Genomic DNA, 16,181 nt, shown 5'->3' on the forward strand with positions numbered 1-16,181 from the left:
CCCGCTTTTTTTTCGTCTGGTCAAACGTTTGCGAGCTGCCGGGCGGGTCAATTTGCGGCCCACGGATTCATTCGATGGCAAACGGTTTTCCCCAAGATGTCGGCCGGCGCCGCGCGAATCTTCGCGCGGCGCCGAACCCGCTTGGCCATCAGGCCGTCTTGTCTTCCTGCACCTTCAATTCACTGATCATCCGTTCGCGCATGACGAATTTCTGCACCTTGCCGGTCACCGTCATCGGCAGTTCGTCGACGAAGCGGATGTACTTCGGCACCTTGTAGTGCGCGATCTGGCCCTGACAGAACTGCTGGATTTCCTCCGCTGTGGCCTGCTCTCCTGAGCGCAATACGATCCACGCACACACTTCCTCGCCGTACTTCGCGTCGGGCACGCCGAAGACCTGCACGCTTTGGATTTTCGGGTGGCGGAACAAAAACTCCTCAATCTCGCGCGGGTAGATGTTTTCGCCGCCGCGAATCAGCATGTCCTTCAGGCGGCCGACGATGTTGCAGTAGCCTTCGGCATCGAGCGTCGCCAGATCGCCGGTATGCATCCAGCCGTCGACGATGCTTTCCCGCGTCTTCGCTTCGTCCCCCCAATAGCCCTGCATCACTGAATAACCTTTGGTGCACAGTTCGCCCGTCTCGCCGATCGGCACGATCGCGCCGAGCGGGTCGACGATCTTCACCTCCAGATGCGGCTGGATACGCCCGACCGTCGTGGTGCGTTTGTCGAGCGGATCGGTAGTCGAACTCTGGAAGGACACCGGGCTGGTCTCCGTCATGCCGTATGCGATCGTGATCTCGTTCAGATGCATCTTCGAGACGACCTTCTTCATCGTCTCGATCGGGCACGGCGAACCGGCCATGATTCCGGTGCGCAGCCGCGAAAAGTCATAAGTGGCGAAATTCGGATGATCGAGTTCGGCGATGAACATGGTCGGCACCCCGTGCAGCGCGGTGCACTGCTCTTCGGCGACGGCCGCCAGGGTGGCAGCTGGATCGAAGCCCTCACCTGGAAACACCATATTCGCGCCGACCGATACGCAGGCCAGCACCGCCAGCACCATGCCGAAGCAGTGATAGAGCGGGACGGGAATGCACAGGCCGTCCTGCTCCGTTAGGCGCATCGCCATCGCGATATAGCGCGCGTTGTTGACGACGTTCCTGTGGGTCAGCGTCGCGCCCTTCGGATTGCCGGTCGTACCGCTGGTGAACTGAATGTTGATCGGGTCGTGGGAGGAAAGCGTCGCGCCGATGGCGTCGAGCCTGGCGACGTCGAGTGTTGCGCGGCCCTGCTCGATCACGTCGGAGAAGGTCAGCATGCCGGGCGTTTCCGTGTCGCACATGCGGATCACGTAGCGCAGATCGGGCAGGCGTGCGGCGTGCAGTTCGCCCGGCGCCTGGGTCGCCAGCTCCGGCGCGAGCTCCTGCAGCATCTCGAGGTACATCGATGTCTTGAAACGCTCTGCGGCAATGATCGCCTTGCAGCCCACCTTGTTCAAGGCGTACTCAAGTTCGGCGAGCCGGTAAGCCGGGTTGATGTTGACGAGCACGGCGCCGATGCGTGCCGTCGCGAACTGCGTAAGCAGCCATTCCACCCGGTTCGGCGACCAGATGCCGACGCGGTCGCCCTTCACGATGCCGAGTGCGAGAAGACCGGCCGCCAGCACGTCGATTTCTTCGGCGAACTCCTTCCATGTCCAGCTGATTCCTTGCTCACGAAACACCACGGCCAGGCGCTCAGGGAAACGCGCCGCGGTGTCGCGCAGAAACTGGCCTACCGGTGCTTCGCTCAACGGGATCTCGGTCGACCCGCGAACATACGACAGGTTGTCCTTGGGTTCGATGAGTGCGCCTTCGCCTGACAGGTGGGTTGCCATGGTGTTGTCTCCGTGAGCGGAAGCTCGCCCAGTCTATTGAAATGAAATTGAAATCGATTGTGCCACCGGCGTGTGTCTGTACGGCATCAAGTCTTACCCGCACCGCATCGACTGCTGCTGGGGGCGCCGCAACCGCTCATTGTTCGCTCGGAATGCACGATTTTGCTGACCTTTCCGTAAACGTCAAGTGAAGGTCAAAAAAAAGCAGCCACGAAGGCTGCTTTCTCTCTGATACGTGGTGCTTAGTTCTGACCGCGCAGCTTGCGCAGACGCTGGATCGCAGCGAGCTGAGCCGTCGCGTACGCCAGTTCCGCTTGCGCGGTAGCGTATTCAAGGTTCGAACCCGTGTTCTGCAGCGCTTCTTCTGCGCGCTTGCGTGCATCTTCGGCCTTGGCTTCGTCGAGATCCTTGCCGCGGATCGCCGTGTCGGCGAGAACCGTCACAGCGCCAGGCTGGATTTCGAGGATACCGCCGGCGACGAACACAAACTCTTCTTCGCCGTTTTCAGCTTCGATGCGCACCGCACCCGGACGAATCCGCGTGATGAGCGGCGTGTGGCCCGGCAAAATGCCGAGTTCACCTGCTTCGCCCGGCAGCGCGACGAACTTCGCCTGGCCCGAGAAGATCTGCTCTTCCGCGCTGACGACGTCTACTTTAATGGTTGCCATATCGACTCCTGTGGCGACCCGAGTTAGCGCTTTGGCGCTTATTCGGGTCCCATGCAAGGCTGGATTGAGTGTAGTGAGAGGCGCCGTTTCCGCGAAATACTACCCCGCAGGTAGCATTTCAGCGCGGAGCGGCACCCGCTTCGTTACACCCGACCTTTACTGGATCTTCTTGGCCTTTTCGAAGGCTTCGTCGATCGTGCCGACCATGTAGAACGCTTGTTCCGGCAGGTGGTCGCACTCGCCTTCAACGATCATCTTGAAGCCACGAATGGTTTCCTTCAGCGGCACGTACTTGCCCGGCGAACCCGTGAACACTTCAGCGACGTGGAACGGCTGCGACAGGAAACGCTGGATCTTACGAGCGCGCGCCACGGCGAGCTTGTCTTCCGGCGCCAGTTCGTCCATACCCAGAATCGCGATAATGTCGCGCAATTCCTTGTAGCGCTGCAGCGTTTGCTGCACGCCGCGCGTGATTGCGTAGTGCTCTTCGCCGATCACGTTCGGGTCGATCTGACGCGAGGTCGAATCGAGCGGGTCCACTGCCGGGTAGATACCCAGCGAAGCGATGTCACGCGACAACACGACGGTTGCGTCCAAGTGGCCGAAAGTCGTAGCCGGCGACGGGTCGGTCAAGTCATCCGCAGGGACGTACACGGCCTGAACCGACGTGATCGAGCCGGTCTTGGTCGACGTAATACGCTCTTGCAGCTTACCCATTTCTTCAGCCAACGTCGGCTGATAGCCCACTGCCGACGGCATACGGCCGAGCAGTGCCGACACTTCCGTGCCTGCCAGCGTGAAACGGTAGATGTTGTCGACGAAGAACAGCACGTCGAGGCCTTCGTCACGGAAGTGCTCAGCCATCGTCAGACCGGTCAGCGCGACGCGCAGACGGTTGCCCGGCGGCTCGTTCATCTGGCCGTACACCAGCGCGACCTTGTCGAGAACGTTCGAGTCCTTCATTTCGTGATAGAAGTCGTTCCCTTCGCGGGTACGCTCACCAACACCGGCGAACACGGAGTAACCACCGTGTTCCTTAGCGATGTTGTTGATCAGTTCCATCATGTTCACGGTCTTGCCCACACCGGCGCCACCGAACAGGCCAACCTTACCGCCCTTGGCGAACGGGCAGATCAGGTCGATAACCTTGATGCCGGTTTCGAGCAGTTCCGTCGACGGCGACAGTTCGTCGAACGCCGGGGCCTTCTGGTGAATACCGCGAACCACGTCCGAGTTGATCGGGCCGGCTTCGTCGATCGGGCGACCCAGCACATCCATGATCCGGCCGAGGGTCGGCTTGCCAACCGGCACGCTGATCGGCTTGCCGGTGTTCTTCACCGTCGTACCACGGCGCAGACCGTCCGATGCACCCAGACAGATGGTGCGGACGACGCCGTCGCCCAGCTGCTGCTGGACTTCGAGGGTCAGTTCCGAACCTTCGAGAATGAGCGCGTCGTAAATCTTCGGCATGTGGTCACGCGGGAATTCCACGTCGATCACCGCGCCGATGCACTGTACGATCTTGCCTTCTACCAAAGCAGTAGTACTCATCGCTTTTCCTTTAGATACTCAATTCTTCACTCGCGCAAAGGCGCAGTTTTGGTGGGGGCGCCCAGCCGGGTGCGCCTCACAGGGCGCACACGAAGCGGCGTACCTGACCTTTATGGTCAGACTGCCGCCGCGCCACCGACGATTTCCGACAGTTCTTTCGTGATCGCGGCCTGACGGCTCTTGTTGTACACGAGCTGTAGTTCGTTGATGACCGTCTTCGCATTGTCCGAAGCGGCCTTCATTGCGACCATCCGTGCCGACTGCTCCGATGCCATGTTTTCCGCGACGGCCTGATAGACCAGCGCTTCGACATAACGCACCAGCAGTTCGTCCACCACTGCCTGTGCATCCGGCTCGTAGATGTAGTCCCACTGCGTGCTCGGCGTCGTGCCGTCTTCGTCCTTGCGCTCGAACTGGTCTGCCGACAGCGGCAGCAGTTGCTCGATCACCGGCTCCTGCTTCATCGTGTTGACGAAGCGCGTGTACGCGAGGTACACCGCCGAAACCTTGCCTTCCGAGTACAGGTCGAGCTGCACCTTCACCGCGCCGATCAACTTTTCCAGATGCGGCGTGTCGCCCAGATGCACGACATTCGACACCACCTTGGCGCGCAGACGATTCAGGAAACCCAGACCCTTGGTACCGATCGCAGTTGCTTCGATCGTCTTGCCCTGGCCTTCCAGTTCCTTGAACTTCTGCAGCGACGCACGCAGCACGTTGGTGTTCATACCACCGCACAAACCTTTATCGGTCGTGACGAGGATGATGCCGGCCGTTTTCGCGCCTTCGTTCGACACCATGAACGGGTGACGATACTCCGGGTTCGCACGGCTCATGTGCGCAGCGATATCGCGGACCTTGTCGGCATACGGGCGAGCAGCGCGCATGCGCTCCTGAGCGCGGCGCATCTTCGATGCGGCCACCATCTCCATCGCTTTCGTGATCTTGCGCGTGTTTTGCACGCTCTTGATCTTGCCGCGAATTTCCTTCATTCCAGCCATTGCTTACTCCTTGTCGGCCCGAGTCAGCGCTTTAGCGGTTACTCGGGTCCCATGCAAAGCGATCGAAGCAGCGCGAGTTCAGTTGCCTGCGGCCCGCGCCGCTTCAAGGTCCGTTTATGCCTTGCGGGTCACTCGCGGATCAATAAGCGCCGGACTTCTTGAAGTCTTTGAGAGCCGTGTGCAGCAGGGCTTCGTCGTCCTTCGAGAGTTCCTTGGTGTCTTCGATGCGCTTGATCAGGTCTGCGTGCTTCGACTTCAGGTAATCGCGCAGGCCCTTTTCGAACGGCAGCACTTGCGCGACTTCGAGGTCGTCGAGGTAACCGTTGTTCGCAGCGAACAGCGCGACAGCCAGTTCCCACACTTGCAGCGGCTGATACTGCGGCTGCTTCAGCAGTTCCGTCACGCGGCGGCCGCGCTCCAGTTGCTTGCGGGTTGCTTCGTCGAGGTCAGATGCGAACTGCGCAAACGCTGCGAGTTCACGGTACTGCGCCAGGTCGGTACGGATACCGCCCGACAGCTTCTTCACAACCTTGGTTTGAGCCGCACCACCCACGCGCGAGACCGACACACCGGCGTTAATTGCCGGGCGGATACCTGCGTTGAAAAGGTCGGTTTCCAGGAAGATCTGGCCGTCGGTAATCGAGATCACGTTCGTCGGAACGAATGCGGTCACGTCGCCTGCTTGCGTTTCAATGACCGGCAGTGCCGTCAGCGAACCGCTCTTGCCCTTCACTTCGCCGTTCGTGAACTTCTCGACGTACTCTTCCGAGACGCGAGCAGCACGCTCCAGGAGACGCGAGTGCAGATAAAACACGTCACCCGGATAGGCTTCACGGCCCGGCGGGCGGCGCAGCAGCAGCGAGATCTGACGGTATGCCCAAGCTTGCTTGGTCAAATCGTCATAAACGATCAGGGCGTCTTGACCGCGGTCGCGGAAGTATTCGCCCATCGTGCAGCCGGCGTACGGTGCGAGGTATTGCATCGCAGCCGATTCCGAAGCCGAAGCGGCCACGACGATCGTGTATTCCAGCGCGCCGGTTTCTTCCAGCTTGCGGACCACGTTCATGATCGACGAAGCTTTCTGACCGATCGCGACGTAGATACAGAAGAGGTTCTTGCCCTTCTGGTTGATGATCGCGTCGACTGCGACTGCGGTCTTGCCGCACTGGCGGTCGCCGATGATCAGCTCACGCTGGCCACGGCCAACCGGCACCATCGCGTCGATCGACTTCAGACCGGTTTGAACCGGCTCCGAAACCGACTTACGCCAGATCACGCCCGGAGCAATCTTTTCGATTGCGTCGGTTTTCTTCGCGTTGATCGGGCCCTTGCCGTCGATCGGGTTGCCGAGTGCATCGACCACGCGGCCGAGCAGTTCCGGACCCACCGGCACTTCGAGAATACGGCCCGTCGTCTTGACGATGTCGCCTTCCGAAATATGTTCGTACTCACCCAGAATCACGGCGCCGACCGAGTCGCGCTCGAGGTTCAGTGCGAGACCGAAGGTGTTGCCCGGGAATTCGAGCATTTCGCCCTGCATCACTTCCGACAGGCCGTGGATACGCACGATACCGTCGGTCACGGAGATCACAGTGCCCTGGTTGCGAACGTCTGCGCTCGCTTCAAGGCCCTGGATCCTGCTCTTGATCAGCTCGCTGATCTCAGAGGGATTGAGTTGCATTATTCGCTCCTGATAGTCAATTCTGTTGCGTGCCAGCCGCTTCAGCGCCTTGGGCGCTTCAGGCCGTCAGAGCCGTCTGCATGCTGGCAAGCCGCGCGCGGACCGAGGTATCGAGCACTTCGTCGCCGACCGTCACGCGCACGCCGCCGATGAGCGACGAGTCGACTTCGACCGTCGGCTTCAGCTTGCGCTTGAATTTGCGTTCGAGACCTGCGACGAGTTCGTTCAACTGCGCGCCTTCGAGCGGGAATGCGCTGACGATCAGCACATCTGCCGCCCCTTCGCGGGCGTTCTTCAACTCTTCGAACTGCGTGGCGATTTCCGGCAGCAATTGCAGACGATGGTTATCGACCAGCATTTGCACCAGATTCTTCGCTTGCGCATTGTCCTTGAGCGGCGACTTGACCGCGGACAGCAGCAGATCGCTGACCTGTGCGCGGCTCACTTTCGGGCTCGAGGCGATCGACAGCACTTCGGGCAGACGCGCAACCTGTGCCAGCTCCTGCACGAGCGTGGACCAGGCGGCGATGTCACCAGCTTCGGCCACGCCAAACAGCGCTTCTGCGTACGGACGGGCGATGGTTGCAAGTTCGGCCATGATCAGAGCTCGGCTTTCAGTTGATTCAGCAGGTCAGCGTGAGCTGCCTGGTCGACTTCGCGCTTCAGGATCTGTTCAGCGCCCTTCACTGCCAGCGCGGCAACTTCGCCGCGCAGCGTTTCGCGGGCCTTCACGACTTGCTGTTCCGCGTCGGCCTTCGCTTGCGCGATGATGCGAGCGGCTTCAGCTTGTGCTTGAGCCTTGATTTCGTCGGCGACTGTCACTGCGCGCTTTTCTGCCTCAGCAATACGTTGCTGACCGTCATTGCGTGCCTGAGCCAGTTCCTGGTCGACGCGCTTGTGGGCGGCTTCGAGTTCAGCCTTGCCCTTTTCAGCGGCAGACAAACCGTCAGCAATCTTCTTTGAGCGCTCGTCGAGGGCGTTGATCAACGGCGGCCACACGAACTTCATCGTGAACCACGCGAGGATCAGGAACACGACCATTTGCGCAAACAGGGTTGCGTTGAGATTCACGGTGTTTCCTTAAACGTTGCTAGTTCGGAAAGTGAAACGGCAAGGCGCTCATCGATTCTGTATTCGATCAGCGCCCAAGTGCCCGTTCCGCCCTGCGCCTTTACCAGTTATAGCTCAGGCGCAAACTTCCGAGGAACCTCAGCCTGCCAGCTTCGACAGCAGCGGGTTCGCGAACGCGAACAGCATTGCCACACCAACGCCAATCAGGAACGCAGCATCGATCAGACCAGCCAGCAGGAACATCTTGGTTTGCAGCGGGTTCATCAGTTCCGGTTGACGAGCACATGCTTCGATGTACTTGCCACCCATCAGGCCGATACCGATACAGGCGCCGATTGCACCCAGGCCGATGATGATGCCGATACCGATGGCGGTCAGACCCTGGATGTTGGCGATGAAAGCTTGCATGATCACTCCTTTGTGAAAAGTCTTTTAGAACTGGTTGGAACTGGGATTTAATAAAAACAAAACTAAAACAATTCGTCGTTCGACACGCCGTGATTAGTGGCTGTCGTGTGCCTGTCCGATGTACACCAGCGTCAGCATCATGAAAATGAACGCTTGCAGCAGAACGATCAGGATGTGGAAGATCGCCCAGACCGTGCCTGCAATGACGTGGCCGATAAAGCCGAGCACTGACGCGTCCGCGCCGAAACCCCACATGCTGCCGAGGAGAGCAATCAGCAGGAACAACAGCTCGCCCGCGTACATGTTGCCGAACAGCCGCATGCCGAGCGAAACCGTCTTTGCGACGAACTCGATGATGTTCAATGCAAGGTTCGGGATCCACAGCAGCGGATGCGCGCCGAACGGAGCCGACAGCAGTTCATGCACGAAGCCGCCTGCGCCCTTGATCTTGAAGTTGTAGTAAATCATCAGCGCGAACACGCCGAGTGCGATACCGAGCGTACCGTTCAGGTCGGCCGTCGGCACGATGCGATGGTGGGGGATGGCTTCCGACAAACCCAGCCAGCCGATTACGCGGCCCGGCAGATCGACGGGGATGAAGTCGAGCGAGTTCATCAACGCGACCCAGACGAACACGGTCAGTGCCAGCGGTGCAATGAAGGTACGCGTGCCGTGGATCATCGACTTCGATTGATCTTCGACCATCTCGACCAGCATTTCGATCGCGCACTGGAAACGACCCGGCACGCCGGACGTCGCCTTGCGAGCCGCCAGATGCAGGATGGCGATCGTGGCCAGACCGCAAACGATCGACCAGAAAAGGGTGTCCAGATTCCACACGTGAATGTCGAAAATCGACGTCTGGTGCGCGGTGGAAAAGTTCTGCAAGTGGTGCGCGATGTACTCGGACGGATCCAGAGCGCGCGTGCCTTCGCTAGCTGCCATATCGTTAATGCCACCCAAATTGTCGAAAATCGTCTTAGGCCGTTCCCGCCGCAATTCTGTATTGCGGGAACACGCCGGGTGCGGATCGTGTCATATCCGCACTCCTTACGCCAGCGCTGCGCGCCAGCCTGAATTTTGTGTTGCTACTCTCTGCTCCTACCTTAGCGCCACGCGAGGGCGATCCAGTAGGTCTTGAGCGCGATGAGGTAAGTCACGAGCAGCGGCACCCAGCGTACGTCGTGATACCAGAAGGCGATGGCTACAAACATCGCGATCGTTGTCCCCATCTTGAGCGCTTCGCCGATCATCCAGCTCATCGCTGTTTCGGCGCCGCTCAGCGTTCTAAGACGTGCCGCGAACAACGCGCTCGGCACCCAGCAAATCGCTCCCCCCAGGAACGCGGACAGCGCAGCAGCGCCCGGCGGCTTGTAGAACAGCCACCACACCAGCGTAGCACCCAGGGACAAAACCATTTGCGCCACCACGACCTTGAAAGGCGTGACGCGCGATGGACGACTCACATTCGGGCCAAACAGCTTTTCGGCCTCGACCCGCGTGAGCGGAACGATATTGTTATCTTGTTGCTCGACATCCCACGCATCGTCAGTTGTAACGTGCTGACCGGTGGACGCATCGGAAACGGTGCGTTCAGCGCGGTGGTCGTCACGCCCATTCTTCGGCGCTTGATTCGACGTTTTAACCGCCATCGCAGTGTTCCGAAAGTCTTGTTCCAGCCCGCGAGCTTACGCTGCGCTTACGGGGTTGCCGTGCAATTAAATCCGGGCGATTGTAAGCGATAGTTGCAGGCAATTCAAGACTTTAGGCCGTTCAATAACCAGCATGAAAACGGCCGCCACGATGCGGGACCGCGATCTCGGGCGGTGTGTACACGGCAAATGTAAGGCGGTCGGGGGATGGCAAAACATGCGCGATGAATCAGGTCGCTTGAAGCGCGTGGATGTGTCGTTTCGACGCTGCTACGGACGTCTCAAAAATGCAACAGACGATGTTTTTTACCACCTTTGGTAGACATGAAGGACGGCGCCGGGTAGAAGCGCAACGGCGACTGCAGGCCGTGGTCCTTCCTATGGTGACCAAACATCACCGGAGGCCACCCTCGGTCCTGACGGTCGACGCAACGTGCAGTCAGGCGCCTGCCACTTCATGCCGATCCCGCCCTGCCCTCGCACCTTAACAATCCCCGCGTTGGCACCTAACACCCGCTGCCGAATCCGGGCACGTGAAAGGACGGAGCATGCGGAACCCGTTGCAACATCGCAGCAGTAAGGCCAAGCCTGCACGAGCAGCTCAACTCACCGCACAACCCGGCCTCGTCTGCGTCACCACGGAAATATCCGCAGAAGCTGATACATCGCAATCCTTATTATTACACGCGACATATAGTTAGGTATCCAACTGATATCCACATGGGCTATCGGTCGAACAGGGAGACCATCAAACGAGCCATGTTTGCGGCGGATACGACCGCTGCCCCACCGCTACCGCCGAAAAACACACCAGGCGCGCCAAACGGCTTGCGAGCGAGAGGCGAGAACCGACAACCACCCCCAGCCAGCCCGCAAGCATGCTCAACATCCCTCAACAATCAACCCGCCACGATCAGGCCGTAGCGTTACCACGCAACCGGACGAGAATCCCTTCTAACGCGTCCAGATCGCCGAAGTCCACCAGCACCTGACCACGGCCGCGTCGGCCGAGCTTGATCTTAACCGTTGCGGCGAGCAGATCGGACAATTCCTCCTCAAGCCGTCGCGTATCGCGGCCGCCGTCCTGATTCGCTCGCGCTTTGACCGCAGGCGCAACCTTGGTCGTCGTCGTCACCAGTTTTTCGGTTTCGCGTACCGACATACGCTTGTTGACGACCTGGTTGGCCAACGTGATCTGCGTCGCGGCATCGACGGCCAGCAGCGCGCGCGCATGCCCCATGTCGAGGTCACCGGCCAGCAGCATCGTCTGCACCGGCGACGCCAGATTCAGCAAACGCAGCAAGTTCGATACAGCACTGCGCGAACGACCAACCGATTCGGCCGCCTGTTCGTGCGTGAAATTGAACTCGTCGAGCAAGCGCTGAATACCCTGCGCTTCTTCCAGCGGATTCAGATCTTCGCGCTGAATATTCTCAATCAACGCCATCGCAGCGGCGGCCTGGTCCGGCACGTCCCTCACCAGCACCGGCACCTCATTCAGACCGGCGATGCGTGCCGCGCGGAAGCGCCGCTCGCCGGCGATGATCTCGTACCTATCCGCCGATACCGGCCGCACCAGGATAGGCTGCATGAGCCCCTGAGCACGGATGCTGGCGGCCAATTCCTGCAACGCGCCTTCGTCCATGCGCGTGCGCGGCTGGTACTTGCCGGCCTGCAGCTTACTGAGCGGCAGCACGTTCGGCGCACCCTCGATCACGACGGCCTCGGTAATATCCGCACTGCCACCCAGCAGTGCTTCCAGACCCCGGCCCAACCCTTTCTTTCTTGCTACTGCGTTCATCGTGCTTCCTCGATCCGCTTAGGACGCCTGGGGCGCGTCATTCAATGTGCGCACCCGCTCAATCATCTCTGCACCGAACTGCACATACGCCTGCGCACCGCGCGAGGCCTTATCGAACACGACGCCCGGCAACCCATAGCTAGGCGCCTCGGCAAGGCGCACATTGCGCGGAATCACCACATCGAACACCTTGTCGCCAAAGTGCTCTTTCAGTTGATCTGAAACTTGCTGTTGCAAGGTGATGCGCGGATCGAACATCACGCGCAGCAGGCCGATCACCTTCAGGTCGCGATTCAGGTTCGCGTGCACCTGCTTGATCGTGTTGACAAGGTCGGACAGCCCCTCAAGCGCGAAGTACTCGCATTGCATCGGGATCACTACGCCATGGGCGGCGCACAGACCATTGAGCGTCAGCAGCGACAAAGCCGGCGGGCAGTCGATCAGCACGAATTCATATTCGCTTTCGACCTCCGCCAAGGCGACTTTCAGTTGACGCTCGCGATGCTGGACGCTGACCAGTTCGACTTCGGCACCCGCCAGTTCACGGTTCGCGGGCACCACGTCGTAGCCGACGGCTTCCGGGCGCACTCGCGCATCCGCCACGGATACGCCGTCCACAAGCACTTCGTAGACGGTATTCGCACACGCAGCCTTGTCGACACCGCTGCCCATCGTGGCGTTGCCCTGCGGGTCCAGATCGATGAGAAGGACTCGCTGTCCCTGCGCTGCCAAGCTCGCGGCCAGATTGACTGCCGTCGTCGTCTTGCCGACGCCGCCCTTCTGGTTCGCAACGCAGAAGATTTTTGCCATCGTTGGTGTGTCCCTTTTGCTGCTTGAATAAAGTAGAAAGCGCTCGTGGTATGCGGTGCGTACCTGGCACCTACTGGAGGCGGCCCTCAGCGGCCCTCGTCCACCCGCACCTTGATCAGATGCCGCTCAGCGTCGAGCGACGGCACATTCAGCCGGATGATCTGTTCCACCTGGGCACCCGCTGGCAGGCGCTCGATTTCACCATCCGGACGCACACCCTTCATCGCCCAGATCGCACCCTGCTCCGCAACGAGATGACGGGCCAGTGTAACGAAATCCGCGAGCTCTGCGAATGCGCGCGACACGATTACGTCGAACTTTGCCGGTACTTCGGCGCCCGACCGCAAAGTCTCGACCCGGCCCGTGACAACCGACAGATTCGCAAGGCCGAGCTCCGCTTTGGCTTGGGCCTGAAAAGCCGTCTTCTTGTGCACGATGTCGTTCACGGTGACGGTCCACTCAGGCAGGACGATGGCCAGCACGATGCCAGGCAAGCCGCCACCGGAGCCCACGTCCAGCACCGAAGACGCACCGCGCGTAGCGAGATGCGGCACGATCGAAAGCGAATCCAGGATGTGCTGGATAAGCATCTGCCGCGGATCGCGAATCGCCGTCAGGTTGTAGACGGCATTCCATTTGGACAGCAGCGCAACGTAGTCGAGCAGTTTGCCGAGCTGCGCGTCGCTGAGATCGAGGCCGAGCTCTCGGACGCCGTCCGCTAACAGCGGCGCCAATGCCTCACTAGTGCTTCCCTTCTGACCCACCGTCATTGCACCACCGGCGTGTTGTCGGTGCCGGGCTCGGCGGGTTTCGTCGAACGGCGTCCCAAGCCACGCTTGAGGTGGACCATCAGCAAGGAGATCGCCGCCGGTGTAATGCCGGAGATACGCGACGCCTGGCCAATGGTTTCAGGGCGGAATTGCGTCAGCTTCTGACGCGCTTCAAACGACAGTCCCCTTACCTCGGCGTAGTCCAACCCCTCAGGCAAACGCGTGCTTTCGTGCGATTCATTCCGCTCGATCTCATCGGCCTGGCGGTCGATGTAGCCTTGATACTTGATGCCGATCTCGATCTGCTCCTTGATCTGGGCGAGCAGAACGTCGTCTTCAGCCAGCGTCTCACGCGCAGCACATGCACCCTCGCGCAAACCGCAGACACCGTCGTAAGTCACGCCCGGGCGGCGCAGCAGATCGGCCAAACTGTATTCATGGTCGATCGGTTTGCCGAGCAATGCGGTCGCTTCTTCAGCCGGTAACGTCTTAGGATTGACCCACGTCGTACGAAGGCGCTCTGTTTCACGTGAAACAGCATCACGTTTGCGGCTGAATGCGTCCCAACGGACGTCATCGACTACTCCGAGTTCGCGGCCAATCTCCGTTAGACGCATATCGGCGTTGTCTTCGCGCAGACTCAGACGGTATTCGGCTCGACTCGTGAACATGCGATACGGCTCGGACACCCCTTGCGTCACCAGATCATCGACCAGAACACCCAGGTAGGCCTGATCGCGGCGCGGGCACCATGCATCCTTGCCCTGCACGTGCAAGCCGGCGTTGATCCCCGCCAGCAAGCCTTGCGCAGCCGCTTCTTCATAGCCAGTCGTGCCATTGATCTGGCCCGCAAAGAACAGCCCATTGATCACCTTGGTTTCGAGCGATGCCTTCAACCCACGCGGATCGAAGTAGTCGTATTCGATCGCATAGCCCGGCCGCAGGATATGCGCGTGCTCCAGACCACGCATCGAACGCACGAGTTCCAACTGCACGTCGAACGGCAGACTGGTGGAAATCCCGTTGGGATAGAACTCGTTCGTCGTCAGCCCCTCAGGTTCGAGGAAGATCTGATGCGACTCCTTCGATGCGAAACGGTGAATCTTGTCCTCGATCGACGGGCAGTACCGCGGCCCCACCCCTTCGATCACGCCGGTGTACATCGGAGAACGGTCTAGACCACCGCGGATGATGTCGTGCGTGCGCTCATTCGTATGAGTGACCCAGCACGGCACCTGGCGCGGATGCTGCTCGACGCGGCCTAGGAACGAGAAAACCGGCACCGGATCCAGATCGCCCGGCTGTTCTTCGAGCTTCGAAAAGTCAATCGTCCGACCGTCGATGCGCGGCGGCGTCCCGGTCTTCAGGCGGCCTTGCGGCAGCTTCAGCTCCTTTAGACGACCGGACAGCGACACCGCTGCCGGATCGCCAGCACGGCCGCCGGTGTAGTTGTTCAAACCCACGTGAATCTTGCCGTCGAGGAACGTCCCGGCCGTCAGCACGACTGCGCGTGAGCGAAAACGAATTCCCACCTGCGTTACCGCACCGACCACACGATCCCCTTCCACCATCAGATCGTCGACCGCTTGCTGGAACAGCCACAGATTCGGCTGATTCTCCAGCCGATGCCGGATCGCCTGCTTGTACAGCAGACGGTCCGCCTGCGCACGCGTCGCGCGAACGGCAGGCCCCTTCGACGAATTGAGGATGCGGAACTGGATCCCGCCCTCGTCCGTCGCGGCCGCCATCGCACCGCCGAGCGCATCGACCTCCTTCACCAGATGGCCTTTACCAATCCCGCCGATGGACGGGTTGCAGCTCATCTGACCGAGGGTTTCGATGTTATGCGTCAGTAGGAGGGTGGTATTGCCCATGCGTGCCGAGGCCAAGGCGGCCTCAGTGCCCGCATGACCGCCGCCGACGACGATTACGTCAAATTCTGTGGGAAAAAGCATCGCGGATCTCACGCCAGATCGTCGCGTGAGCCTTTCAAAGGAAAATGTATGGGCGAATTATAACGGGTTCGGTTTAGGCCCGAATTTCGACCGAATGCTCAGACAAGAAAAAAGCGGTGTGTTTCACGTGAAACACACCGCTTTGAAGCGCAGCGATCAGAACGAAAATGGAGAACTAAGCCACTTTCTTGGCCAACCCCAGATACGTCTCGATCACGCGCGGATTCTGCGCCAGATCCGCGGCCGGCCCTTCCAGCGCCAACTCTCCGGTTTCAAGCACATAGCCGTAGTCGGAGATCTGCAGCGCAGCGCGTGCGTTTTGCTCGATCAGCAGCGTCGCCACACCCGTCTGCCGCAGCGCACTAATAATGTGGAAAATTTCTTTCACGATCAGCGGCGCGAGACCCAGGCTCGGCTCGTCGAGCATCAACAGATCGGGCTTGCCCATCAAAGCACGGCCCACCGCAAGCATCTGCCGTTCGCCACCGGACAACGTCCCGGCCGCCTGCTTCCGTCGCTCTTTCAAGCGAGGAAAAAGCGTAAAGACCGGCTCGAGCTGATCGAGAAAGTTGCGCTCTCCTGCCCGTTTGCGCCGATACGCACCGAGGACGAGGTTGTCTTCAACAGTCATCGACGCAAACAGCTCGCGCTTTTCCGGCACCAGGCACATGCCGCGCGCGACCCGCTTTTCAACCGGAACCGCGCTGACGTCTTCACCCTGATAGAGGACCGAGCCCTTCGCATGGCCCGTCGTCGGCAATGCGCCCATGATCGCGTTCAGCAACGTGGACTTGCCCGCGCCGTTCGGACCAATCACCGAGACGATCTGACCGGGCCGCACCCTGATTGCCGCGCCGTGCAGCGCTTCGACCTTGCCATAGCGGACCGACAAACCGTTCACGTCGAGAATCGGCGCAGCATCATTCATCGTGTT

At 60.1% G+C, this 16,181-nt stretch carries 15 protein-coding genes; all 15 read right to left on the bottom strand.

Annotated features, from left to right (window positions below; translation table 11 throughout):
- Positions 1 to 148: 148 nt before the first annotated feature.
- A complete protein-coding gene (locus tag FSO04_RS05435; RefSeq protein ID WP_154558724.1) occupies positions 149 to 1,879 on the bottom strand; it encodes an AMP-binding protein in 1,731 nt (576 codons plus the stop codon).
- 242 nt (positions 1,880 to 2,121) lie between these two features.
- Positions 2,122 to 2,547 (bottom strand): F0F1 ATP synthase subunit epsilon, encoded by a 426-nt coding sequence (locus tag FSO04_RS05440; RefSeq protein WP_012434800.1) that lies wholly within the window; start codon positions 2,545 to 2,547, stop codon positions 2,122 to 2,124.
- A 156-nt stretch (positions 2,548 to 2,703) separates the two neighbouring features.
- Complete coding sequence (gene atpD / locus FSO04_RS05445; protein WP_007180028.1) at positions 2,704 to 4,098, bottom strand: F0F1 ATP synthase subunit beta; 1,395 nt, start codon at positions 4,096 to 4,098, stop codon at positions 2,704 to 2,706.
- 116 nt (positions 4,099 to 4,214) lie between these two features.
- A complete protein-coding gene (atpG, locus tag FSO04_RS05450; protein ID WP_115781412.1) occupies positions 4,215 to 5,099 on the bottom strand; it encodes a F0F1 ATP synthase subunit gamma in 885 nt (294 codons plus the stop codon).
- A 139-nt stretch (positions 5,100 to 5,238) separates the two neighbouring features.
- On the bottom strand, positions 5,239 to 6,780 hold the full coding sequence (gene atpA, locus FSO04_RS05455) for a F0F1 ATP synthase subunit alpha (protein ID WP_054038572.1): 1,542 nt from the start codon (positions 6,778 to 6,780) through the stop codon (positions 5,239 to 5,241).
- A 58-nt stretch (positions 6,781 to 6,838) separates the two neighbouring features.
- On the bottom strand, positions 6,839 to 7,378 hold the full coding sequence (locus tag FSO04_RS05460) for a F0F1 ATP synthase subunit delta (protein ID WP_054038574.1): 540 nt from the start codon (positions 7,376 to 7,378) through the stop codon (positions 6,839 to 6,841).
- A gap of 2 nt (positions 7,379 to 7,380) precedes the next feature.
- A complete protein-coding gene (locus tag FSO04_RS05465; protein ID WP_168435572.1) occupies positions 7,381 to 7,851 on the bottom strand; it encodes a F0F1 ATP synthase subunit B in 471 nt (156 codons plus the stop codon).
- A gap of 138 nt (positions 7,852 to 7,989) precedes the next feature.
- Positions 7,990 to 8,259 (bottom strand): F0F1 ATP synthase subunit C, encoded by a 270-nt coding sequence (atpE, locus tag FSO04_RS05470; RefSeq protein ID WP_007180033.1) that lies wholly within the window; start codon positions 8,257 to 8,259, stop codon positions 7,990 to 7,992.
- Between the two features lie 93 nt (positions 8,260 to 8,352).
- Positions 8,353 to 9,204, bottom strand: a complete 852-nt coding sequence (gene atpB, locus FSO04_RS05475; RefSeq protein WP_093634487.1) for a F0F1 ATP synthase subunit A — start codon at positions 9,202 to 9,204, stop codon at positions 8,353 to 8,355.
- A gap of 161 nt (positions 9,205 to 9,365) precedes the next feature.
- The gene (locus FSO04_RS05480) at positions 9,366 to 9,911 is read right to left on the bottom strand and encodes an ATP synthase subunit I (protein ID WP_154558725.1); all 546 of its coding nucleotides are present in this window, start codon (positions 9,909 to 9,911) and stop codon (positions 9,366 to 9,368) included.
- Between the two features lie 913 nt (positions 9,912 to 10,824).
- On the bottom strand, positions 10,825 to 11,712 hold the full coding sequence (locus tag FSO04_RS05485; protein ID WP_154558726.1) for a ParB/RepB/Spo0J family partition protein: 888 nt from the start codon (positions 11,710 to 11,712) through the stop codon (positions 10,825 to 10,827).
- An 18-nt stretch (positions 11,713 to 11,730) separates the two neighbouring features.
- Complete coding sequence (locus FSO04_RS05490; RefSeq protein WP_154558727.1) at positions 11,731 to 12,522, bottom strand: ParA family protein; 792 nt, start codon at positions 12,520 to 12,522, stop codon at positions 11,731 to 11,733.
- 86 nt (positions 12,523 to 12,608) lie between these two features.
- The gene (gene rsmG, locus FSO04_RS05495) at positions 12,609 to 13,292 is read right to left on the bottom strand and encodes a 16S rRNA (guanine(527)-N(7))-methyltransferase RsmG (protein WP_154558728.1); all 684 of its coding nucleotides are present in this window, start codon (positions 13,290 to 13,292) and stop codon (positions 12,609 to 12,611) included.
- Complete coding sequence (gene mnmG / locus FSO04_RS05500) at positions 13,289 to 15,247, bottom strand: tRNA uridine-5-carboxymethylaminomethyl(34) synthesis enzyme MnmG (RefSeq protein ID WP_154558729.1); 1,959 nt, start codon at positions 15,245 to 15,247, stop codon at positions 13,289 to 13,291. Before mnmG ends, rsmG begins: the two co-directional genes overlap by 4 nt.
- A gap of 175 nt (positions 15,248 to 15,422) precedes the next feature.
- Complete coding sequence (locus FSO04_RS05505; RefSeq protein ID WP_154558730.1) at positions 15,423 to 16,175, bottom strand: ABC transporter ATP-binding protein; 753 nt, start codon at positions 16,173 to 16,175, stop codon at positions 15,423 to 15,425.
- Between the last annotated feature and the right edge of the window lie 6 nt (positions 16,176 to 16,181).

Origin of the sequence: Paraburkholderia madseniana, assembly GCF_009690905.1 — a bacterium.
GTDB lineage: Bacteria > Pseudomonadota > Gammaproteobacteria > Burkholderiales > Burkholderiaceae > Paraburkholderia > Paraburkholderia madseniana.

Excerpts from the sequence above, each read along its gene's own strand:
- FSO04_RS05435 (WP_154558724.1), bottom strand. The coding sequence starts at position 1,879 with ATGGCAACCCACCTGTCAGGCGAAGGCGCACTCATCGAACCCAAGGAC.
- FSO04_RS05440 (WP_012434800.1), bottom strand. The coding sequence starts at position 2,547 with ATGGCAACCATTAAAGTAGACGTCGTCAGCGCGGAAGAGCAGATCTTC.
- atpD (WP_007180028.1), bottom strand. The coding sequence starts at position 4,098 with ATGAGTACTACTGCTTTGGTAGAAGGCAAGATCGTACAGTGCATCGGC.
- atpG (WP_115781412.1), bottom strand. The coding sequence starts at position 5,099 with ATGGCTGGAATGAAGGAAATTCGCGGCAAGATCAAGAGCGTGCAAAAC.
- atpA (WP_054038572.1), bottom strand. The coding sequence starts at position 6,780 with ATGCAACTCAATCCCTCTGAGATCAGCGAGCTGATCAAGAGCAGGATC.
- FSO04_RS05460 (WP_054038574.1), bottom strand. The coding sequence starts at position 7,378 with ATGGCCGAACTTGCAACCATCGCCCGTCCGTACGCAGAAGCGCTGTTT.
- atpE (WP_007180033.1), bottom strand. The coding sequence starts at position 8,259 with ATGCAAGCTTTCATCGCCAACATCCAGGGTCTGACCGCCATCGGTATC.
- atpB (WP_093634487.1), bottom strand. The coding sequence starts at position 9,204 with ATGGCAGCTAGCGAAGGCACGCGCGCTCTGGATCCGTCCGAGTACATC.
- FSO04_RS05480 (WP_154558725.1), bottom strand. The coding sequence starts at position 9,911 with ATGGCGGTTAAAACGTCGAATCAAGCGCCGAAGAATGGGCGTGACGAC.
- FSO04_RS05485 (WP_154558726.1), bottom strand. The coding sequence starts at position 11,712 with ATGAACGCAGTAGCAAGAAAGAAAGGGTTGGGCCGGGGTCTGGAAGCA.
- FSO04_RS05490 (WP_154558727.1), bottom strand. The coding sequence starts at position 12,522 with ATGGCAAAAATCTTCTGCGTTGCGAACCAGAAGGGCGGCGTCGGCAAG.
- rsmG (WP_154558728.1), bottom strand. The coding sequence starts at position 13,292 with ATGACGGTGGGTCAGAAGGGAAGCACTAGTGAGGCATTGGCGCCGCTG.
- mnmG (WP_154558729.1), bottom strand. The coding sequence starts at position 15,247 with ATGCTTTTTCCCACAGAATTTGACGTAATCGTCGTCGGCGGCGGTCAT.
- FSO04_RS05505 (WP_154558730.1), bottom strand. The coding sequence starts at position 16,175 with ATGAATGATGCTGCGCCGATTCTCGACGTGAACGGTTTGTCGGTCCGC.